Genomic DNA, 18,393 nt, shown 5'->3' with positions numbered 1-18,393 from the left:
AGAATGAGTTGATCCCATGTCATCCGCGCCCGCAAGGACGTACAAGTTCGTGATCGTCGCCATGGTGGCGGTGATCGTCGTCCTGATCGGGATCATCGCCCAACTGCAGCGCACGCCGTCGACCACGGCGGAGCCGGCGGACCCAGGGGGCTCGGCGCCCGCGGCGGTGGTCAGCGACGCCCCCGCCTCGGCGAAGACCGATGAGCAGGTCAAGCTCGAGCAGTTCCTCGTCGACGAGTTCCCGCGCAGGCAGGAGGGCGATCCACTCGCTCTGGGTGAGGTCGACGCGCCCGTCGTGTTGACGGAGTGGGCCGACTACCGCTGCCCGTTCTGCTCGGTCTGGGCGGAGGAGACCCTTCCGGGGCTGCAGCCGCTGATCGACGACGGGACGCTGCGCGTCGAGTTCCGCGACCTCGCCATCTTCGGCGACGAGTCGATCCGCGCGGCAACCGCGGCCCGGGCCGCAGGCGTGCAGGGCCACTACTTCGAGTTCGCGCACGAACTCTTCGTCGCCCTCCCCAACGAGGGCCACCCAGACATCCCGGACGAGCTGGTGTTCGGCATCGTCGAGCAGCTGGGCCTCGACCTCGAGCAGTTCAAGACCGACTGGGCCGACCCTGCACACCAGGAGGCGGTGCTCGCCGACTCCCAGGAGGCGCAGTCGATGGGGATCAGCTCGACGCCGTCGTTCGTGATCGGCTCGCAGTTCGTGGCGGGTGCGCTCCCGATCGAGGAGTTCCAGGAGATCATCCGGCAGCAGGCCGGCCTGGCAGGCTGATGCTGGTCGGCTACGCCGGTGCCTTCCTTGGAGGCATGGCGGCGATCCTCAGCCCCTGCGCGGCGCTCCTGCTTCCCGCCTTCTTCGCCTACGCGTTCGGTGGTGACCGCGCCCGGCTGCTCGGCCGTACCGAACTGTTCTATCTCGGCCTGCTGCTCACTCTCGTGCCGCTCGGTCTCGGCGCCGGGGCGCTCGGCTCGCTCGTCACGGTGCACCGGCAGACGCTCGCCGTCGTCGGAGGCGCGGTGCTGATCTGCTTCGGTCTGATCACCGCGCTCGGCATCCGGATCCCGCTGCCGGGGCTCGGGCAGCGCGGCGACCCGCGTTCGGCGCTCGGGGCGGTCCTGCTCGGGGCGACCTACGGCCTCGCAGGAGCCTGCACCGGCCCCCTGCTCGGCGCCGTCCTCACCGTCGCCGCGGTCGGGGCAGCGCGCTCTACGGCGCGGTGCTGCTTGCGGCCTTCGGGGCCGGCATGGTGGTGCCGCTCGTGCTGCTCGCGCTGCTGTGGGACCGGCTCAACCTCGGCGAGCGGCTCAAGCCAAGGCCGCTCAGCATCGGCCCGTTCACCTCCTCGGTGATCGGCATCGTCTCCGGGGCGCTCTTCATCGCGGTCGGCCTGGTCTTCATGCTCACCGACGCCACCTCCGCGCTCGGAGGGATCCTCGGCGCGACCGACCAGTTCCGGCTCGAGAACTGGCTGCGCCGGGTCGGCGACGCCGTCCCGGACCTCGTGATGATCGCCCTTGCCGCCGTGGTGCTCGGGCTGATCGCGTGGCGTTGGCTCTCCCGCCCGAAGCGCCCTTCCGGGGAGGATCAGGAGTGCTAGCGCAGCCGGGGCAGCGTGAAGTTCACGTTCGTCGGACGGCAGTCCTGGCCCGTCAACCGCTCGTGCAGTTCGTAGACCGCCAGCGCGGCGCTTGCCAGCTGCGCCCACGGCTCAGGGCCCGCGGGAGAGGCGGCCGAGGCACGCAGGGCCCCGTCCTCGCCGACGATCGGGACACGCTCGAGCCACTGCCGTTCCGTGCGCGGCTGCGGGGGGTGTTCGGGATCCAGGCCGAGCCGTGCACGGTTGAGGGTGGTGACGAGGGTGCCGCTCTCGACGGGTCGTCGCCAGAGGATGCGCGTGGCTGCGAACCCGTGGTCGCGCAGCTCCTCGACTTCGGCGCAGGGGGAGGAGACGATCCGGTGCCGCACAGTGGCTCGCCCGGGGGCTGAGGGCGTTGGAGGCCTGCAGTCGAGATCGACGGCGTCGTCGGTCTCGTCGACGATCCGGACGCCGCGTTCGCGGAGCCGCTGCGCCAGGAGGTCGACGAGCCGGGAGGCACTCTGCGGGACCCCCTCGTCGTCGACAAGGATCCAGCGACCGAAGGAACGCTCGACCACGAGGGGAAGCGCGAGGACGGCGGGGGAGTCGGGGTCGTCGACGAGGTCCCGCACGAGGTCGGCGAGCGGATCGTCGAGTCGTGCGGCGATCTGGTCGACGCTGCGGTCGAGCCACAGGGCCGAGCGGGCCTCCGCGTCGACCGGCTCGCGCCCCTCGAGGGCGTGCCTGCGGAAGGCGCGCCACACCCGGTCGAGGTCGTCGAGCAGGTCGCGCCAGGCGACCGCGTCGTGTTCACCGAGATGGTTGAGGATCGCCCGGTACTGGGCGCCCCGCTCGGTGGGCAGGACGAGGGTGGAGCAGTCAGAGAGCAGGTGCCTGGTCGGTGGCGCCTCGACCAGGGCGAGCCCTGCCCGGTTGAGTTCGGTCTGCAGGTGGGCGCCCGACTTCTTGAACAGGTCCTTCCAGGTGGCGGGGAGGGTGATCGCGGGGCCGTGGTCGTCGACGAGGACCTCCCCCGGGCCGGGTGAGGCGGCAAGCGGTCCGCCGAGCGGTGCGCCACCGGTGACAAGCGTCACCGGATGCCCCAGCCGGGCAAGCCGTGCCGCCGAGGCCATGCCCGCAAGGCCAGATCCTGCGATGGTCAGCATGGGCGCTCCGTAACTATTTGGCTTTGACTATTGACCCGGGCCAGGGGAGGAGCTTAATAGGGCCAGTGGCTGGGGGGCGCACGGTTCCCCGACCTTCAATGGAAACGGGGGCTTCCATGGAACGTTTTGCACGATTGACGGCCGTCGCGGCAGCGGCGGCCTTGTGCGTGGGCGGTGTGGTCATCGCGACCAACGTAGCCCAGGCAGACGACACGGGACACAAGGTCTGGGTCTGCAAGTATGTCGGCAAACCCGGCGCCGAGGAAGTGCTCAAGGGCGGCAAGAACCCGATCCAGGTGGACATGAACGCCACCGTCGGCACCTGGTTCAAGGACGGCCAGAACAGCTCGTACGTGATCGGTGTGGTCGGGGAGGGCCCTGCACCCTCCGTCGACGACGTCCAAGCCGACCACTCCTGCGCCGACGAAGCCGGTCAAGCATGACCGCGGAGTCAGGGCGGACACCGGTGCGGCAGACGACGCGGCCGTCGGCCTCATCGGGCTCGTCGGCCTGATCGCCTCCGCAGGGGCACTGGTCGTCACCCGTCGCAGGTGAGGATGGCGCGACCGGTCGCCTACGCGGCCTGGCTGGGGATCATCCTCAGCCTGGCCGCGCTGGGCTATCAGGCCCTTCGCCAGGGGCAGCCGTTGGAGGATGCTCCCGGCCTGCCCCCGGCGGTGGCAAGTCCCATGCCGGTCGCGAGTCCGACGGCGACATCGGTCGCCTCTCCCGCGGCCACACCGGCCCCGTCCGGTGTCGCCTCCCCGACGCCTGCGCCGACAGCCTCTCCCGCGTCGACGCAGGCCAACTCGGCAACGCCGCCGAGGCCCTCGCCAGCACCCAGCCCCGTCGGCAGGGTGCTGGCGAGTGGCGTCGAATCGGTCGAACTGCCCGCGGCGGGCTACGCGTCCGAGGCACGGATCATGGAGATCGCCGACTCAGGGGTGATCGACCCTCCTGACTTCACCCACGTCTGGTGGGTGCGCGACCGCGGTGTCCCACCTGGCCGCGGAGCGGCCGACACCGCGTACCTCGCCTGCCACACGCACTCGCGTCGCACGGCAGATGAGGTGCCATGCAACAAGATCTCGCCCGAACGGATCCCCGCGGGCTCCGAGATCCACGTCACCACCGATGTCGAGCGGCTCACCTACATGGTCACCAGCGTCAAGCTGGTCGACAAGGACGAGTTCGCCAACGATCCCGAGATCTGGGGCGTGCATCCGGGGCGCCTGGTCTGGGTGACCTGCTACCTCGAGAACGGCAAGCTCAGCCAGTACAACGCCGTCGTGATCGCAGAACTTGTCCCCTGATCACGGATCGGGGTTGACGTCCTGTCGTAGGGGGCGCCTATAGTTGTCTTCATCCGAACGCCTGTTCGATTAGTTCGGGGAAGCTCTGGTCTGAACAGGCGAAAAGGATATGGGCCGCCCCGGCCCGGCGCGGATTCGACCCCTGCGCCGGTCCGGGGCTCCCGGGTCGAATGAGCAGTTGTCGAACAACGATCCCCGGGAGGAAGCCATGCGTACCTATGAGGAACCCATCCACGTGCTCTTCGCCGAGGAGCCGCGCCAGTTCATCTGGCGCGACCGGCTCCTCCTGGTCAAGGAGATCCACGGGCACTGGAGCCGCGCGACGCCCTGGTGGGCGGGGAAGCAGGCGAGGGCCGCCCGTGGCGAGAGCGTCGACGGTGCGCAGACGGATCCGCTCGGCGAACGGGAGGTGTGGCGCGTCGAGGCGGGCAACGGCAGGCAGCGGGGGGTCTACGAACTGGCCCGCACCGTCGACGCCGAGGACTGGGTGCTGCAGGCGGTGCTCGACTGATGATCGACCTCACCCATCCCCAGCGGCTCATCGTGGAGGCCGAGTTCGCCGAGCCGCCCGCCGCCCGTTTCGTCAGCGCCTACCAGGCCGCCCAGCAGATCGCCGTCGCGGTGGTCGCGGCCGCACCCCGCTGGGCCCGTGGCCGCACCGATGTCTGGCCGCTGCTCGCCGCGGCAGCGCCCGAGCTGGCCGAATGGGCCGCCTACTTCGCCGCCTACGCCCCTGCCGCCCAGATCGGCACCGTCAGCGAGCGGGTCGCGGCCGACATGGTCCGCGCGGCCGGACAGTTCCTCGCCGAGGCCGCGCGCTGGCTGCGCAGGCGCGAGCGGGCGGTGGCCGCGGAGGCGATCTGATGAGTGGTTTCGTGCATCTCCGGGTGGCCTCCGGATACTCCTTCCAGTACGGCGCCTCGCATCCGGCCGAACTGGTGGCAGAGGCCGCCGCCCATGGCATGGACGCGCTCGCCATCACCGACCGTGGTGGCCTCTACGGCGCGGTCCGGTTCGCAAAGGCCTGCCTGCAGGCAGGCATCGCGCCGATCGTCGGGGTCGACCTGGCCGTCCGGCCCGAGGGGTGGCAGTCGGTGCGCCGCCCGACCGCAGCCCGCGGAGGCCAGCTCCGCGACGAACGGCTGCCGCGCGCCGTCGTGCTCGCCACCTCCCGCGCGGGCTGGGGCACGCTGTGCTCCCTGATCACCGCCGCCCAGCTGAGCGGTGAGCGCTCCGATCCGGTGGTGACGCTCGAGACCATCGCCCGGCACTGCGCCGGACGCGACGTGCTCGTCCTGCTCGGTGCCGACTCCGAGGTAGGCGAGCTGATCGCCGCCGGTCGCGCCGATGCCGCGGAACGGGCAGCGCTGCGCTGGCGCGAGGAACTCGGTGAGGGGCTGGTGTTCGCCGCGACCAACCACCACGTCGGCGGCCGTGGCGTCACCTCCGCGCACCAGGCCGGGGGGCTGATCCGCCTCGCCGACCGGCTCGGGGTCACCGCCGTCCTCACCAACGCGGTGCGGATGGCCCGCAGGGCCCAGGCCGCCACCGTCGACGTGCTGGACGCGGCGCGCAGGCTCGTCCCGCTCGACGTGCGCAACATCGACCGCCGCAACGCGGAGGGCTACCTCAAGCCACCCGCCGCGATGCGGGTCGCGGCAGACGAGGCGGCGCGACTGGCGGGCAGGCCAGACGGCGAAACGCTGCTCGCGGCCACCGTCGCCGTCGCCCAACGCTGTCGGCTCGACCCGATCGGCGACATCGGTCTCGGCGAGATCCGGCTGCCCGAGTTCGAGACCCTCGGCACCACCCCCGAGCAGGCGGCCTCGGTGCTGCGCGCCCGCTGTGAGTCGGGCATCGCTGAGCGCTACGCGGCCCCGGGGCGCGACGTGTTCGACCGGCTCGACGACGAACTCGCCGTGATCGGAAAGCTCGGGTTCGAGTCCTACTTCCTCACCGTCGGCGACGTGGTGGGCCTGATCCGCGAGCTAGGCATCCGCTGCGCGGCCCGCGGCTCCGGGGCGGGCAGCCTCGTCAACTACGCGCTCGGCGTCTCCGGGGTCGATCCCATCCGCTACGGCCTGATCATGGAACGCTTCCTCTCCCCGCTCAGGGTCGCGCTGCCCGACATCGACCTCGACGTCGAGTCGGCCCGCCGCACGGAGGTCTACGACAAGATCCTCGAGACCTTCGGTGGGCAGCGGGTCGCGTGCGTCGCGATGCTCGAGACGTACCGGGTGCGCCACGCCGTGCGTGACGTCGGCGCGGCGCTCAGCCTGCCGCCGGTGGAGATCGACGCCATGGCGAAGGCGTTCCCGCACATCCGCGCCCGCGACGCGCGCAACGCGTTGCGCGACCTGCCCGAGCTGCGGGCCGCCGGGCTGGGGGAGGAGCGGCTCGATCTCCTCTTCGGACTCGTCGAATCCCTCGACGGGCTGCCCCGCCACATCGCGCTGCATCCGTGCGGCGTCATCCTCAGCGACTCGTCGCTCGGCCAGCGCACCCCGCTGGAGGCCAGCTACGGCGGCTACCCGATGAGCCAGTTCGACAAGGACGACGTCGAGGACCTCGGGCTGCTCAAGCTCGACGTGCTCGGGATCCGGATGCAGTCGGCCATGGCACACGCCCTCGAGGAGATCGACCGCACCGATGCGGAGGGGCCGGCGCCTGACATCGACGCGCTGGCGCCGTTCGACGACGAGGCCGTCTACGACATGATCGCCCACCGGGCGACCCTCGGCTGCTTCCAGATCGAGTCGCCGGGCCAGCGTGAACTGGTCGGCAAGTTCGGCCCCGAGACCTTCCACGACCTCATCGTCGACATCTCCCTCTTCCGGCCCGGCCCGGTCAAGTCCGACATGGTGACCCCGTTCCTGGAGGCGAGACAGGGGTGGATCGAGCCCGAGTACCTGCACGAGAGCCTCATCCCCGCGCTCGAACAGACCTACGGCGTGGTCGTCTTCCACGAACAGCTGATCATGATCATCTCCGCCGTCACCGGCTGCACCTTCGCCCAGGCCGACGAGGTGCGCCGCGCCCTCGGCGACCCGGAGGGCCAGCGCCAGGTCAGGCGGTGGTTCACGCAGAAGGCGACGGAAAGGGACTACCCGGAGGACCTGATCGACCAGATCTGGTTCATCCTCGAGTCCTTCGCCTCCTTCGGGTTCTGCAAGGCACACGCAGCGGCCTTCGCGCTGCCCACCTACCAGTCAGCCTGGCTGAAGCGCCACTACCCGGCGCACTTCCTCTCCGGCATCCTCACCCACGATCCAGGCATGTACCCGAAGCGGCTGCTGCTGGAGGAGGCGAGACGGATGAACATCTCGGTGCTCGGCCTCGACGTGAACCGCAGCACGGGCCAGTACCGGGCCGAACGGCTCGAGGAACTCGTCGACGAGCTGGGCGAGGAGGTGCGCCTTCCCGAGCACTTCGCCATGGGGGCGCCGACCACCACGGAGGGGCTGCCCCGGGTAGAGGGCTGGGGCATCCGCCTCGCGCTCGCCGACGTCAAGGGCATCTCCGAGGCGGAGATCGAACGCATCGTCGCGGGCCAGCCGTTCGTCTCGCTCAGCGACTTCTGGGCGAGGGCGCGGGCGAGCGAACCGGTCGTCGAGCGGCTGATCCTCGCCGGAGCCTTCGACCGGCTCTACGGCGTCGGGCGTGGCGCCCCTGTGCGCCGCCACGACCAGGTGACCCGGCGCGACCTCCTGCTCGCGCTGGCAGACCTGCACCGTGCCCGGAGGGCAGACGAGAGGGCGGCGGCGCGGGCGAAGGGCCGCAGGCGGCAGGTGCTGAGCGACGATCCGGCGGAGCTGGCCAGGGCGCAACGGCAGCAGGCCGAGCGCAGCGCGCAGGCCGTGCAGGGTGCCCTTGACTTCGGCGAGACCGACGCCGAGGCGACCGCGGACGTGGTCGTGACGGGCCTTCCGGAGATGGACGACGAGCAGCGGCTGCGGGCCGAACTCGAGATCCTCGGCCTCGACGCCAGTCAGCACATCATGGGGAGGTACCTGCCGCTGCTGCGGGCCATCGGGGCGTCCAGTTCGCGGGTGCTGCTGCAGCACCGCAACCAGTCCGAGGTGCTCGTCGCAGGCGTGAAGGTCGCCACCCAGACACCTCCGGTGCGCTCAGGCCGGCGGGTGATCTTCCTCACGCTCGACGACTCGACGGGGCCGGTCGACACCACCTTCTTCGAGGACGTCCAGGGGCCGTACGCTTCGACGGTCTTCTCGTCGTGGATGCTGCTGGTACGCGGCAAGATCCGCCGCACCGGCCCGCGCGGCATCTCCATCCGGGCCACAGGGGCCTGGGATCTCGGCACGCTCGATGAGGCGTGGCGGGGCGCGCTGGCCGAGGGGGCGAGCGAGGAGGAGGCGATCGCCGCGGTGACCGCCATCCTCGACGAGGTGCCCGAGGGCTACTCGCTGGTCGGCACCTGGGAGGAGCGCCCGAAGCAGCCCGCCGCGCAGGCGGGAGAAGGCGACGGCGATGAGCCCGCCCCCGAGGGCTTCGAGCCGCCACCCGATCCGCAACAGCACACGCGGGCGGGCGGCATGGGGCGAAGGCGGGTCCTCGTCCACGCAAGCGGCTTCAAGCAGTCGCCCTATTCAGACATCAAACCGGCAGGAACCGGGGCCGCGGAGGCGCCACGCAAGCTGTGGCACTCCAGCCCCGGAAGCTCAGGGAGGTAGCCCATGCGGGTCATCGCACACGTGGACATGGACGCGTTCTACGCCTCGGTCGAGATGGCGAGGCACCCCGAACTCCGGGAGGTGCCGATGTTCGTCGGCGGCTCGACGAGGGGAGTGGTGCTTTCCGCCAACTATCCGGCCAGGCGGTTCGGGATCACCTCGGGCATGCCGTCGAGCAGGGCGCGACGGCTGTGCCCGAAGGTCGCCGTCGTCCACCCCGACTTCGATCACTACTCCGCCGTCTCCTCCGGGATCTCGGAGATCTTCGACACCCTCACCGACCGGGTCGAGATGGCCTCCATCGACGAGGCCTTCATCGACCTCACCACCGCCATGCGCAGGCTCGGCGGGGACCCGATCGTCATCGGCGAGCAGTTGCGGGCACAGGTGATGGACGAGCAGTCGATCGCCTGCTCCGTCGGCATCGGGCCGAGCAAGTTCATCGCGAAGCTCGCCTCCAAGCAGGCCAAGCCGGACGGCCTCGTCCGGGTGAAGGCGGAGGACACGATCGCCTTCCTGCATCCGCTGCCCGTCGAGGCGATCTGGGGGGTGGGCGAGGCGACGGCAGGCAAGCTGCACCGGCTGGGGCTCAGCACGGTGCGTGACCTGGCCAACACGTCGAAGCCGACGCTGCAGCGGGCACTTGGCGACGGGCCGGGCGAACTGCTGTTCGACCTGGCCTGGGGGCGCGACGACCGCTCCGTGATCGCCCGCGAGCCCGCCGAGCACAGCGTCGGCTCGCAGGAGACGTTCGGTCGCGACACCGACGACCCGGCCCTTGTCGTCACCGAGATCCTGCGGATGGCCGACCGGACGGCGGGCCGGATGCGGGCGCAGGAGATGGTGGGAAAGACGGTGACGCTCTCGGTGCGGTTCGCCGACTTCACGACGATCACCCGGTCCGGCACGTTGAAGGCCTACACCGACAAGACCAACGACATCTACGCGGAGGCGCTGCGGCTGTTCGAGAAGCTGGCGTTGCAGCGTGCCCGGATCCGGCGGGTCGGGGTGCGGGTGGAGAAGCTGGTGCCGAAGTCGGAGACCTACCAGCAGCCGAGGCTCGACGAGCCGGAGCGGGGGTGGGAGGAGGCGGAGTCGGCGATCGACCGTGCGGTGCTCCGGTTCGGGCCGCACGCGGTGCAGCGCGCCCGGCTGGCCCGGCGCGCCGACGTCCTCACGGCTGCGGGCTGAACCGCTGGTGGGTCGGTAGCATCCAGGCGTGCCACAACGACGCAAGATCACCGCCTCGGCCGCGACCCGGGCACGCTATGCGAAGCGGCGCCAGAGTCGGCTCGCCCGCGTCGACAACGACCTGACCGACCAGCAGTGGAAGGCCATGGTCGCGGCCTGGGGACGATGCGCCTACTGCGGGGCGACGGGGGCGCCGCTGCAGCGCGACTGCGTCCTGCCGATCTCCCGCGGCGGCCGCTACACCCTCGACAACGTCGTGCCCGCCTGCCGTTCGTGCAATGCGAGCAAACACAACGACGAGGTGACGGCCTGGCTGCGGCGCAAGCGTTTGGACGAGAGGGAGTTCCTGATCCGGCATGCCCAGATCCTCGGCCTCCTGCCCGCGGCCGCGTGCAAGGCCGAACCGGAGGACGAAGGCTAAACCGACCCCGCCCCTGGTCGGCATACCCCCACCAGGTATGTTCGAGGGAAGATAACCCAGACGAAAGGTCCGCTCCGTGCGCACGCTGCTCATCGCCACCGCCTCCCTCGCCACCCTGATCGCCGCGGGTGCCTGCACCGCCGACCAGCCCGCGCCCGGCCCGCAGCCGGCCAGCACCAGCGCCGCGGCGGTCGATGTCGACGACTTCCTCGCGCAACACGATCTCGCGGGCAGGTCGGTCACCGAGATCGTCGAGGCGCTCGACGGCACCAATGAGGACCGGGAGAACGGGCCGTACGGGTCGGTGCTCCCGGGGGAGCTGATCCTCGCCGACGAGAAGCAGCAGGTGAGCCTCCCCATCGAGGACGCCTTCTATCTGTCGGTCGCGCCCTACGTCACCGGCACGCATGAGTGCTACAACCACAACCTGGCCAGCTGCCAGGGGGAGCTGGCACAGCAGGAGTTCGACGTCACGATCGTCGGGGAGGACGGTCAGGAGATCTTCGACGGCCAGGTCACCACGGCGCCGAACGGGTTCGCGGGGTTCTGGCTTCCGAAGGAGATCACCGCGACAGTCACCGTCGAGCACGACGGGAGGACGGCGACCACGGAGGTCTCGACCGGGGCGGAGGACCCGACCTGCATCACGACGATGCAGCTGGCCTGAGGTTAGCGGTCGCCCTGTTCGCGGCGGCGCCAGCGCTCCTCAAGCTTGTCCATGAAGTCGCTCGTGGGGGGAGTGTTCTTCGGTGCGGCGGGCTTGGCAGGCTGGGCGCCGTCGTCGCCGACCCGCTGCCAGGAGTTGATCCCCAGCAGCGCGGCACCGAGCATGATCAGGAAACCGACGATGCTGATCGCGGGATGCACCTGCACCCCGGCGAGCAGGACCACGATGCCAACCACGAAGCCGAGCCCGGCCAACGCGGCGCGTCGACGGTGGACGCGCACCTCGGCGGTGCCACTCAGACGATCCGCGAGCTTCGGGTCATCGGCCATGAGGGACGCCTCGAGCTGCTCGAGCAGCTTGCGTTCCTGTTCGGAAAGTGCCATGTCATCTCCCTCGTCGGCTCGTGGTCGGCAGCGGCTTCCCGGCCACTGACGACGGTTCCATGGCGCCAGTCGGATCGGTCCGGGCGTCGTCTATGAGGTTCATTCTATGCACCTGGTCAACGTGCCGAAAGAAGACCGGTCAGCCATGGCGCGTAAACACCGATCTCGGCAGCAGGAGCGCCCTGATCCGGGTGCCGGTGCCCGCGCCCCTCGCGACCGACGTGCGAAGCGACTTCACCTGCGCGGCGAGCTGGTCGGTGTCGACGTCGCCGCGGGAGAAGCGGCTCAGCTCGACCGTGTGCGCGACCTCGGAGAGCGCGGCTGCCGCCTGCTGCGGCAGCGACTCCGCGAGCTCGCGGGAGGCGGGCCCGGGTGAGGCCTTCGACCAGGGCAGCCCATGGTCGCGAAGGGTCGCCCGCACCTCCGACCAAGCGCCGTCGGCAAGGGCCGACGGCTCCTGGCCAGAGCGGAGCCTCACGGCCCGCTGGAGCGAGCGCACGATCAGCGGCAGCGCGAGCAGCAGGACGAGGGCGGCGATCCCGATCACGACCGCGCCCCCGCCGTCCTGGCCCTGGCCGCCCTCCTCGGGCTGGGCAGGGGGCGTCATGGTCGGGGTCGGCTGCTGGGGAACGGCGGACGGCGGGGCCGAGGCAGTCGGCGTCTGCGACGGGGGAGCGGACGGCTGCTGCGCCGGGTCGGTGTACTCGGGCGGGCCGTCGAAGGCGGGGGTCGGCTCGAACGGGACCCAGCCGAGCCCGTCGAGGTACAGCTCCGGCCAGGCGTGCGCGTCGTGGGTGGTCACCTCGTAGGAGCCGTCCTCCTGACGCTCGCCGGGGGTGAAGCCGATTGCCATCCGTGCCGGGATGCCCTCCATCCGGGCCATCGTGATCATGGCCGCGGAGAAGTGGATGCAGTAGCCCTCCGGATCGTTGAGCAGGAAGGCGCTGACCACATCGCTTCCGGTGCCGGTGGGGGCCTCGAGGGAGTAGGTGAACCGGTCCGAGCGCAGGTAGGACTGGATCGCCATAGCCTTCTGCCCCGCGGTCTCAGCGGAGCCGACCACCTCGCTGGTGAGTGCCTCGATCTCGGCGGAGAGTCCGCTGGGCACCTCCGAGTTGACGGGGTCGACTCCGGTGCCGACCGCCGCCGCCTCGACCTGTTCCTTCGTCGGGTTCGGGATCGTGGAGTCGACGGAGTAGCGGAGGTTGACGGTCTGCTCTGCGCGGGTCTCGCCGGCGGCGACGATGCTCATGGTGTCTGGATCGAAGCTCCACGTGCCTTCCGCCGAGAAGCTGTCCGCCGCGAACGGCGCTGGCAGGTACTCGGAGGGGACGTCGCGCATCTGCACCTCGACCCGCACGTCGTCTCCGGGGTAGTCGTAGGCGCCCCCGAGGCCGAACCGGCTGAGCCGCATGGGAACGAGGCGGGCCCCGTCGGCCGTGAGATTGCTCAGGGCGACGGTGCGCAGGTAGGTCGGCTCGCCGTCGCTCGGTGTGTAGGTGAGCACGGGGGAGTCCTCCGGGCGCCGGAGGTCCTCGTTGAGCCGGACCGTCGGATCGCTCAGCTGGATGGGCCCGTCGGAGCCTGCGCTGTTCCACGGCTGCTTCTGGCCGAGCGGGATGAGCGGGGCGAGCACGAGGGCGGCGACCACCGCGATGGCGGCCATCACCGCCGCCGTCGCATAGCGCGAGGCCTGGTAGCTGCCCTGGCGCGACGCCCGGCCCGTCGCGGCGCCACGACCCGTTCCGCTGGAGACGAGCAGGATCAGCAGATACCCCCCGACCACCGGCAGCACGTCCAGGAAACCCAGATCCTGTCTGACGATGAGCGCGGAGATGACGAAGGGCAGCGACAGCGGCGCGATCGACCAGCCGGGCTGTTCCAGCCCGTTGACGAGTAGTTCGACCACGAGCACCAGCAGCGCGCTCAGCAGCAGGACCAGCCAGATCAGGCCGGGCACCGCCGCGAGCGGTGGCGCCTGGGTGCGGATCGCCTCGACGCCGTCGCTGGTCAGCAGGCGCAGGGCGCCGAGCGCATCGCCGGGGCCGGCGAGCGAGAGTCCACGCCATACGACGACGCCCGCGAGGCCGACGGTCTGGGCGAGCAGGATCAGAATGCGGGGGGCGTGCAGGAGCGAGAGCACGAGGCCGATCACGGCGGAGATCCCGACGATGGGCAGGGACTCCAGCAGGAAGGCCTCACGGTCGATCAGGTCGCCGAGCGGGAGCAGGCACGCCCAGACGGCGAGCGCGATGACAACGCTGGACAGCGGGTTCTGACGGAACTTCACCGGACCACCCGCTCCCAGACGCTCGGAACGCTCTCGCCGGGCGAGAAGGTCTCCACGCGCCAGCCGCGGCTGCGCAGCAGGCGGCAGGCATCCTGGTGGTCCTTCGACGGCGCACCCCAGGCCTCTGCGTCGGGGACGAGCGCCACGAGGCTCCTGGCGCGGGAGCCGGCTGCGCTGAGGGCGGCGGCGTCTGCCGCGCCCAGCAGCCCGGTCGCGGCGATGATGGAGGCCGAGGTCGTCAACGCCTCCGGGTCGGTGACGGCGGACGAGAGGCCGGTCTGGTCGGACGGTGCGAGGTCGGTCAGCGCCTCCAGCATCCGCTGCTGGGCGACGGGGCCGACGGAATGGCCCGACTCGAACACGACGCCCGACGGCGCGACGATCGACAGCCGGAAGCGTCCGTTGAGCAGCGTCTGCCCGACGGAGGCGACGGCCGAGACCGCCCATTCGAGGGAACCGCGCGGCGAATGGTCGGGGTGCGCCGAGCGGCGCGTGTCCACGATCAGGGTGCTGGACGGGTCCCAGGGATGCTCTTCGAGCCGCACCATCAGGTCGTCGCGTTTCGCCGACATCTTCCAGTGCACGCGCCGCATGTCGTCGCCGTGGCGGTGCTCGCGCACGAGGACGTCGTCGGTTCCTGCCTGGCCGATCCGTTGGGGCGTCGCGTCGCCCGCGGCGCCGAGCCCGGCACCCCCGGGAAGCCCGTTCAGCCGCCAGACGTGAGGGGTGACCCGCAGCACGGAGTTCTCACCGCTCGACGTGACGGTGCGGGCGGCGAGCCCGAACGGGTCGGTCGCCTGGGCGGTCAGCGGGCCCACCGTGAACCGGCCGCGTGAGGTCGCCTCCATGCTGTAGCCGACCGCCTGGTGCCACCGGCCGAAGCCCCTCGCGATCACGAAGGACGCCCCGCCGCCCACTGGGGCCTCGGCGGCGTCGGAGAAGCGCAGCGCGCTCGACTGGGCGGGGGAGTTGTTCAGCACCCGCAGGACGGCGCGCGCCGTCTCGCCGATCGGCATCATCGGTGGCTCGAGGGTGCGCTCGTGGTCGATCCTCGGCCTCGCCACCAGGAGGTAGGTGAGGGCGAGCAGCGGGAGCGCGGCGAGCAGCAGCATGAGCCACAGCAGGTCGAGTTCCCCGATGAACGCGGCCCCCGCAGAGCCGGCAAGTCCGACGATCAGCAGGGCGAGCCCGCGGCCGGTCAAGCGCGCGCGCAACAGCCCTTACCCCCGCTCGGGGGTGGGGATGGAGGAGACGATGGCCGACATGATCGTCGACGGATCGCGGTGGGCGACCTGCGCCTCGACGGTGGGGAGGAGGCGGTGCGAGAGCACCTCGACGGCGAGGGTCTGCACGTCCTCGGGGATCACGTAGTCGCGTCCGGCCAGCGCGGCCGCGACGCGCGACGCCCGCATCAGGTGCAGCGAGGCGCGGGGGCTCGCGCCGAGCCGCAGCTCCGGGTGCTGTCGTGTCGCCTCGACCATGGAGACGATGTAGTCGTTGATCACGGGGGCGACGTAGACGGCGCGCACCGCCTGGATGGCGGAGGCGATGGTGGCCGCGTCGGTGACCGGCTGCACGGCGGCGAGCTGGTTGCCCCCGGCGTGGTGGGTCAGCATCGCGACCTCGGACTGGCGGGCGGGGTAGCCCATGGTGATCCGGGCCATGAAGCGGTCGCGCTGCGCCTCGGGGAGCGGATAGGTGCCCTCCATCTCGATGGGGTTCTGCGTGGCGATCACCATGAACGGCTGCACGAGCCGGTGCGTGCGGCCGTCGACGGAGACCTGGGACTCGGCCATCGCCTCGAGCAGCGCCGACTGGGTCTTCGGCGAGGCGCGGTTGATCTCGTCGCCGAGCACGATGTGGGCGAAGATGCCGCCGGGCTTGAACTCGAACTCGCGGGTCGACTGGTTGAACACCGACACGCCGGTGACATCGCTCGGCAGCAGGTCGGGCGTGAACTGGATCCGCTTGACGTCGCCCTGGATCGCGCGGCCGAGCGCCTTCGCCAGGACCGTCTTGCCCACGCCGGGCACGTCCTCGATCAGCAGATGCCCCTCGGCGAGCAGCACAGTCACCGCCATCCGGATCTGCCGCGGCTTGCCCTCGATGACGCGTCCCATCTCCTCGGAGATGCGGTTGGCGAGTTGGGACACCTCGGTCAGCGAGGGGGTGGCGTGCTGGATCACCTGGGCTCCTAGTGCTGGTCGTGCGGCCTCTTCAGCCTCGCCAAGCTTAATACGCCTCCGGGCAGCCGACGTCGGGCCGGTCCCCGCGCCACCCCGTTCCTCCATTTCTCCCCACCAGGACGTTTTCGGGCTCCCTCACGCTCAACCACACCGCCTCCCAGAGCGGGTGGACCCGAATCGGCCCAATAAACAGGAGCGCAAGTGGGGAGAAGTGGGGTAATGTGGTGGCAGGTGGAGCAAAGTGGGTGCCTAAGGGAGGAAGGAGGTGCCTGATCGTGTTCCTCGGGACGTACACGCCGAAGCTGGACGAGAAGGGCCGACTGATCCTTCCCGCGAAGTTCCGCGAAGCGCTCGCCGAGGGCCTCGTCGTGACGAGGACCCAGGAGCGGGCGCTGGCCGTGTACCCCCGCGCCACCTTCGAGGCGAAGATGACCTCCCTCATCAGCGCCCCGAGCACCGTGAAGCAGGTCCGCGACTATCAGCGCATGTTGATGGCGGGGGCCAGCGATGAAGTTCCGGACAAGCAGGGTCGGGTGACGATCCCGCCCAACCTCCGCACCTATGCGGGTCTGGATCGCGACGTCGTGGTGATCGGAGCGGGCGACCGCGCCGAGATCTGGGACGCCCAGGCATGGCAGCAGTACTCCGAGGCCAGTGAAGAGGGCTTCTCGGAGATGGACAACGAGTTCACCGCCCTCAGCGGGTTGTGATCTCCACCCGGTGGCTCCCGGCCGGTTCGAGCCTGACTTCACTTCCCCGATGTCAGGAACGGCCCGGAAGGGAACCTCCGTGTGGAGCAGGGAAAGGGTCGACGTAGATGCAGGGCTTCGCCGATGTTCACGATCCGGTCATGCGTGAGCGCATCGTGGATCTCCTCCGCCCCGCCCTCTCGCGCCCGGGGGCCATCTATGTCGACGGCACGCTCGGGCTCGCCGGGCACGCCATCGCCGTGCTGGAGGCCTGCCCGGAGGCCCGGCTGATCGGGATCGACCGGGATCCGGACGCGCATCAGGTTGCCGAGCAGCGGCTCGGCCCGCTGATGGAGCGCGCCACGCTCGTGCACGCCGTCTACGACGAACTGCCGGAGGTGCTCGACGACCTCGGTGTGGAGAAGGTCGACGCGATCCTGCTCGACCTCGGGCTCTCGTCGCTGCAGATCGACCGCACCGACCGCGGCTTCGCCTACCGGGTGGACTCGCCGCTCGACATGCGGATGAACCCCACCGTCGGTCAGACGGCGGCAGACGTGCTCAACAGTTACTCGGCGCGCGACCTCGCCAACCTGCTCAAGTGGTACGGCGAGGAGCGTTTCGCGGACCGGATCGCCCGGGCCGTCGTGGCGGAGCGGGAGAACCAGCCGTTCGATCGTTCCGGGCGCCTCGTCGAGGTGATCTCGGGAGCCATCCCGGCCGCGGCACGGCACACCGGAGGGCACCCGGCCAAGCGGACCTTCCAGGCGCTGCGCATCGAGGTGAACCGCGAACTGGTGGCACTCGAGGGGGTCCTTCCCGCGGCTGTCGGTGCCTTGTCGCTCGGCGGCCGGATGGCGGTGCTCAGCTACCACTCGCTGGAGGACCGACTCGTCAAGCGGACCTTCGCCGCGGGTGCGGCCGACCGCGCCCCGCGCGACCTGCCGGTCGTGCCCGAGAACCTCAAGGCCGAACTTCGCCTCCTGACAAGGGGAGCGGAACGGCCGGACGAGAACGAGACAGCAACCAACCCCCGCGCAGCCTCCGCCCGGCTGCGCGTGGCCGAACGGATTAGGGAGGCATCATGAGCGCAGAACCCATCAGCGAGACCGGAACGCAGTCGCGACCCCGGCTCGCCGTCGTGCACACGCCGACGGCCACCGTGTCCACCCTCGGCTTCGTGGCGATCATCGCCGTCCTGATCGCAGCCGGTCTCGCGGGCGTGATGGTCGTCAGCACCTCCGTCGGTCAGCAGTCGCGCGACCTGACCGACCTGCGCAGGCAGGCGACCGAGCTCGGCTACACCTCGGCCTCGCTCGAGTCCCAGCTCCAGAGCGTCTCGAGCGCCAACGCGCTCGCCCTCCGGGCCACGGAACTCGGCATGGCGCCCAATCCGTACCCGGCGTTCATCAATCTCGCCGACGGCTCGGTCACCGGTGTTCCCGAGGCGGTCAAGGGCGACGAGATGCCGTTCCTGACCGGGGCAGTCCCCGTTCCGGAGCTGACCCAGAAGCCCATTCCGGTCCCCGAGCCGGCCACGACGAAGCCACCGTCCGATCTGTCCGCAGCCGGAAGCACCGAACAGGAGCAGCCGTGACGCAACGAGACCCCAAGCGACGCCCGGCCGCAGCCTCAGGGCGCAGGTCCTCGACCTCGACCTCGCGCACCTCCGGGTCCGCGAGGTCCACGTCGTCGCGCCCGGCAGCGGCGAAGAAGCCGCAGGCGAGCGCCGGGCGCAAGCAGCCCGCAAAGGCCAGCCAGACCGGCAGCTCCCGGCCACGTACCGCGCAGGACAGGCGCAGGCCGGCCGCGA

General features: G+C 70.7%; 19 protein-coding genes. 14 read left to right on the top strand and 5 right to left on the bottom strand.

Annotated elements, in window-relative coordinates; translation table 11 throughout:
• Positions 1-16: 16 nt before the first annotated feature.
• Genes BW733_RS02215 through BW733_RS18775 form a run of 3 tightly spaced genes read left to right on the top strand, consistent with a single transcriptional unit; the run spans position 17 to position 1,604 of the window.
• Positions 17-778, top strand: a complete 762-nt coding sequence (locus BW733_RS02215) for a DsbA family protein (protein WP_077347507.1) — start codon at positions 17-19, stop codon at positions 776-778.
• Entirely contained in the window at positions 778-1,356 is a 579-nt protein-coding gene (locus tag BW733_RS02210) for a cytochrome c biogenesis CcdA family protein (RefSeq protein WP_202970260.1), read from the top strand. The genes BW733_RS02215 and BW733_RS02210 overlap by 1 nt, the downstream gene beginning before the upstream one ends.
• Entirely contained in the window at positions 1,353-1,604 is a 252-nt protein-coding gene (locus BW733_RS18775) for a hypothetical protein (protein ID WP_443081356.1), read from the top strand. Before BW733_RS02210 ends, BW733_RS18775 begins: the two co-directional genes overlap by 4 nt.
• Here the strand turns inward: BW733_RS18775 and BW733_RS02205 are convergent.
• The gene (locus BW733_RS02205; protein WP_152024529.1) at positions 1,601-2,749 is read right to left on the bottom strand and encodes an FAD-binding protein; all 1,149 of its coding nucleotides are present in this window, start codon (positions 2,747-2,749) and stop codon (positions 1,601-1,603) included. The two genes, BW733_RS18775 and BW733_RS02205, sit on opposite strands and share 4 nt — an antisense overlap.
• Before the next feature lie 116 nt (positions 2,750-2,865).
• On the opposite strand from BW733_RS02205, the gene BW733_RS02200 reads away from it, so the two are divergent.
• The 8 genes from BW733_RS02200 to BW733_RS02165 all read left to right on the top strand — a co-directional run bounded on the left by BW733_RS02200 (position 2,866) and on the right by BW733_RS02165 (position 11,032).
• Positions 2,866-3,192, top strand: coding sequence for a hypothetical protein (locus BW733_RS02200; protein ID WP_152024528.1), 327 nt, complete (start codon positions 2,866-2,868; stop codon positions 3,190-3,192).
• 114 nt (positions 3,193-3,306) lie between these two features.
• Positions 3,307-4,062 (top strand): sortase domain-containing protein, encoded by a 756-nt coding sequence (locus tag BW733_RS17675; RefSeq protein ID WP_152024526.1) that lies wholly within the window; start codon positions 3,307-3,309, stop codon positions 4,060-4,062.
• A gap of 208 nt (positions 4,063-4,270) precedes the next feature.
• Positions 4,271-4,573, top strand: coding sequence for a DUF6504 family protein (locus tag BW733_RS02190; RefSeq protein WP_077347499.1), 303 nt, complete (start codon positions 4,271-4,273; stop codon positions 4,571-4,573).
• Positions 4,573-4,926: an SAV_6107 family HEPN domain-containing protein gene (locus BW733_RS02185; RefSeq protein ID WP_077347497.1), complete on the top strand. Its 354-nt coding sequence runs from the start codon at positions 4,573-4,575 to the stop codon at positions 4,924-4,926. Before BW733_RS02190 ends, BW733_RS02185 begins: the two co-directional genes overlap by 1 nt.
• Complete coding sequence (locus BW733_RS02180) at positions 4,926-8,753, top strand: DNA polymerase III subunit alpha (protein WP_077347495.1); 3,828 nt, start codon at positions 4,926-4,928, stop codon at positions 8,751-8,753. The genes BW733_RS02185 and BW733_RS02180 overlap by 1 nt, the downstream gene beginning before the upstream one ends.
• A gap of 3 nt (positions 8,754-8,756) precedes the next feature.
• On the top strand, positions 8,757-9,944 hold the full coding sequence (dinB, locus tag BW733_RS02175; RefSeq protein WP_077347493.1) for a DNA polymerase IV: 1,188 nt from the start codon (positions 8,757-8,759) through the stop codon (positions 9,942-9,944).
• A 28-nt stretch (positions 9,945-9,972) separates the two neighbouring features.
• Positions 9,973-10,365 carry an HNH endonuclease gene (locus BW733_RS02170; protein ID WP_237268274.1) on the top strand — a complete coding sequence of 131 codons (393 nt, stop codon included), beginning with the start codon at positions 9,973-9,975 and terminating at the stop codon, positions 10,363-10,365.
• A gap of 76 nt (positions 10,366-10,441) precedes the next feature.
• Positions 10,442-11,032 (top strand): CueP family metal-binding protein, encoded by a 591-nt coding sequence (locus BW733_RS02165; protein WP_077347491.1) that lies wholly within the window; start codon positions 10,442-10,444, stop codon positions 11,030-11,032.
• A 2-nt stretch (positions 11,033-11,034) separates the two neighbouring features.
• Here BW733_RS02165 and BW733_RS02160 read toward each other — a convergent pair whose 3' ends face one another.
• From BW733_RS02160 to BW733_RS02145, 4 genes are all read right to left on the bottom strand, one after another.
• On the bottom strand, positions 11,035-11,415 hold the full coding sequence (locus BW733_RS02160; protein WP_077347489.1) for an SCO2097 family morphological protein: 381 nt from the start codon (positions 11,413-11,415) through the stop codon (positions 11,035-11,037).
• Between the two features lie 139 nt (positions 11,416-11,554).
• Positions 11,555-13,705, bottom strand: a complete 2,151-nt coding sequence (locus tag BW733_RS02155) for a transglutaminase TgpA family protein (protein ID WP_077347487.1) — start codon at positions 13,703-13,705, stop codon at positions 11,555-11,557.
• Entirely contained in the window at positions 13,702-14,919 is a 1,218-nt protein-coding gene (locus tag BW733_RS02150; protein WP_152024525.1) for a DUF58 domain-containing protein, read from the bottom strand. The genes BW733_RS02155 and BW733_RS02150 overlap by 4 nt, the downstream gene beginning before the upstream one ends.
• A 6-nt stretch (positions 14,920-14,925) precedes the next feature.
• Positions 14,926-15,825 (bottom strand): AAA family ATPase, encoded by a 900-nt coding sequence (locus BW733_RS02145; protein ID WP_237268358.1) that lies wholly within the window; start codon positions 15,823-15,825, stop codon positions 14,926-14,928.
• Between the two features lie 341 nt (positions 15,826-16,166).
• Here BW733_RS02145 and mraZ point away from each other — a divergent pair, with 341 nt between their 5' ends.
• From mraZ to ftsL, 3 genes are all read left to right on the top strand, one after another.
• Positions 16,167-16,601 carry a division/cell wall cluster transcriptional repressor MraZ gene (mraZ, locus tag BW733_RS02140; RefSeq protein WP_077347481.1) on the top strand — a complete coding sequence of 145 codons (435 nt, stop codon included), beginning with the start codon at positions 16,167-16,169 and terminating at the stop codon, positions 16,599-16,601.
• A 107-nt stretch (positions 16,602-16,708) separates the two neighbouring features.
• Positions 16,709-17,668 carry a 16S rRNA (cytosine(1402)-N(4))-methyltransferase RsmH gene (gene rsmH, locus BW733_RS02135; protein WP_077347479.1) on the top strand — a complete coding sequence of 320 codons (960 nt, stop codon included), beginning with the start codon at positions 16,709-16,711 and terminating at the stop codon, positions 17,666-17,668.
• Positions 17,665-18,177, top strand: coding sequence for a cell division protein FtsL (gene ftsL / locus BW733_RS02130; RefSeq protein WP_077347477.1), 513 nt, complete (start codon positions 17,665-17,667; stop codon positions 18,175-18,177). Before rsmH ends, ftsL begins: the two co-directional genes overlap by 4 nt.
• The last annotated feature ends 216 nt before the right edge of the window (positions 18,178-18,393 follow it).

Origin of the sequence: Tessaracoccus flavescens (assembly GCF_001998865.1) — a bacterium.
Lineage (GTDB): Bacteria > Actinomycetota > Actinomycetes > Propionibacteriales > Propionibacteriaceae > Arachnia > Arachnia flavescens.
Note: the sequence above shows the minus strand (reverse complement) of the source record. Positions and strands in the feature narration are given on the sequence as shown.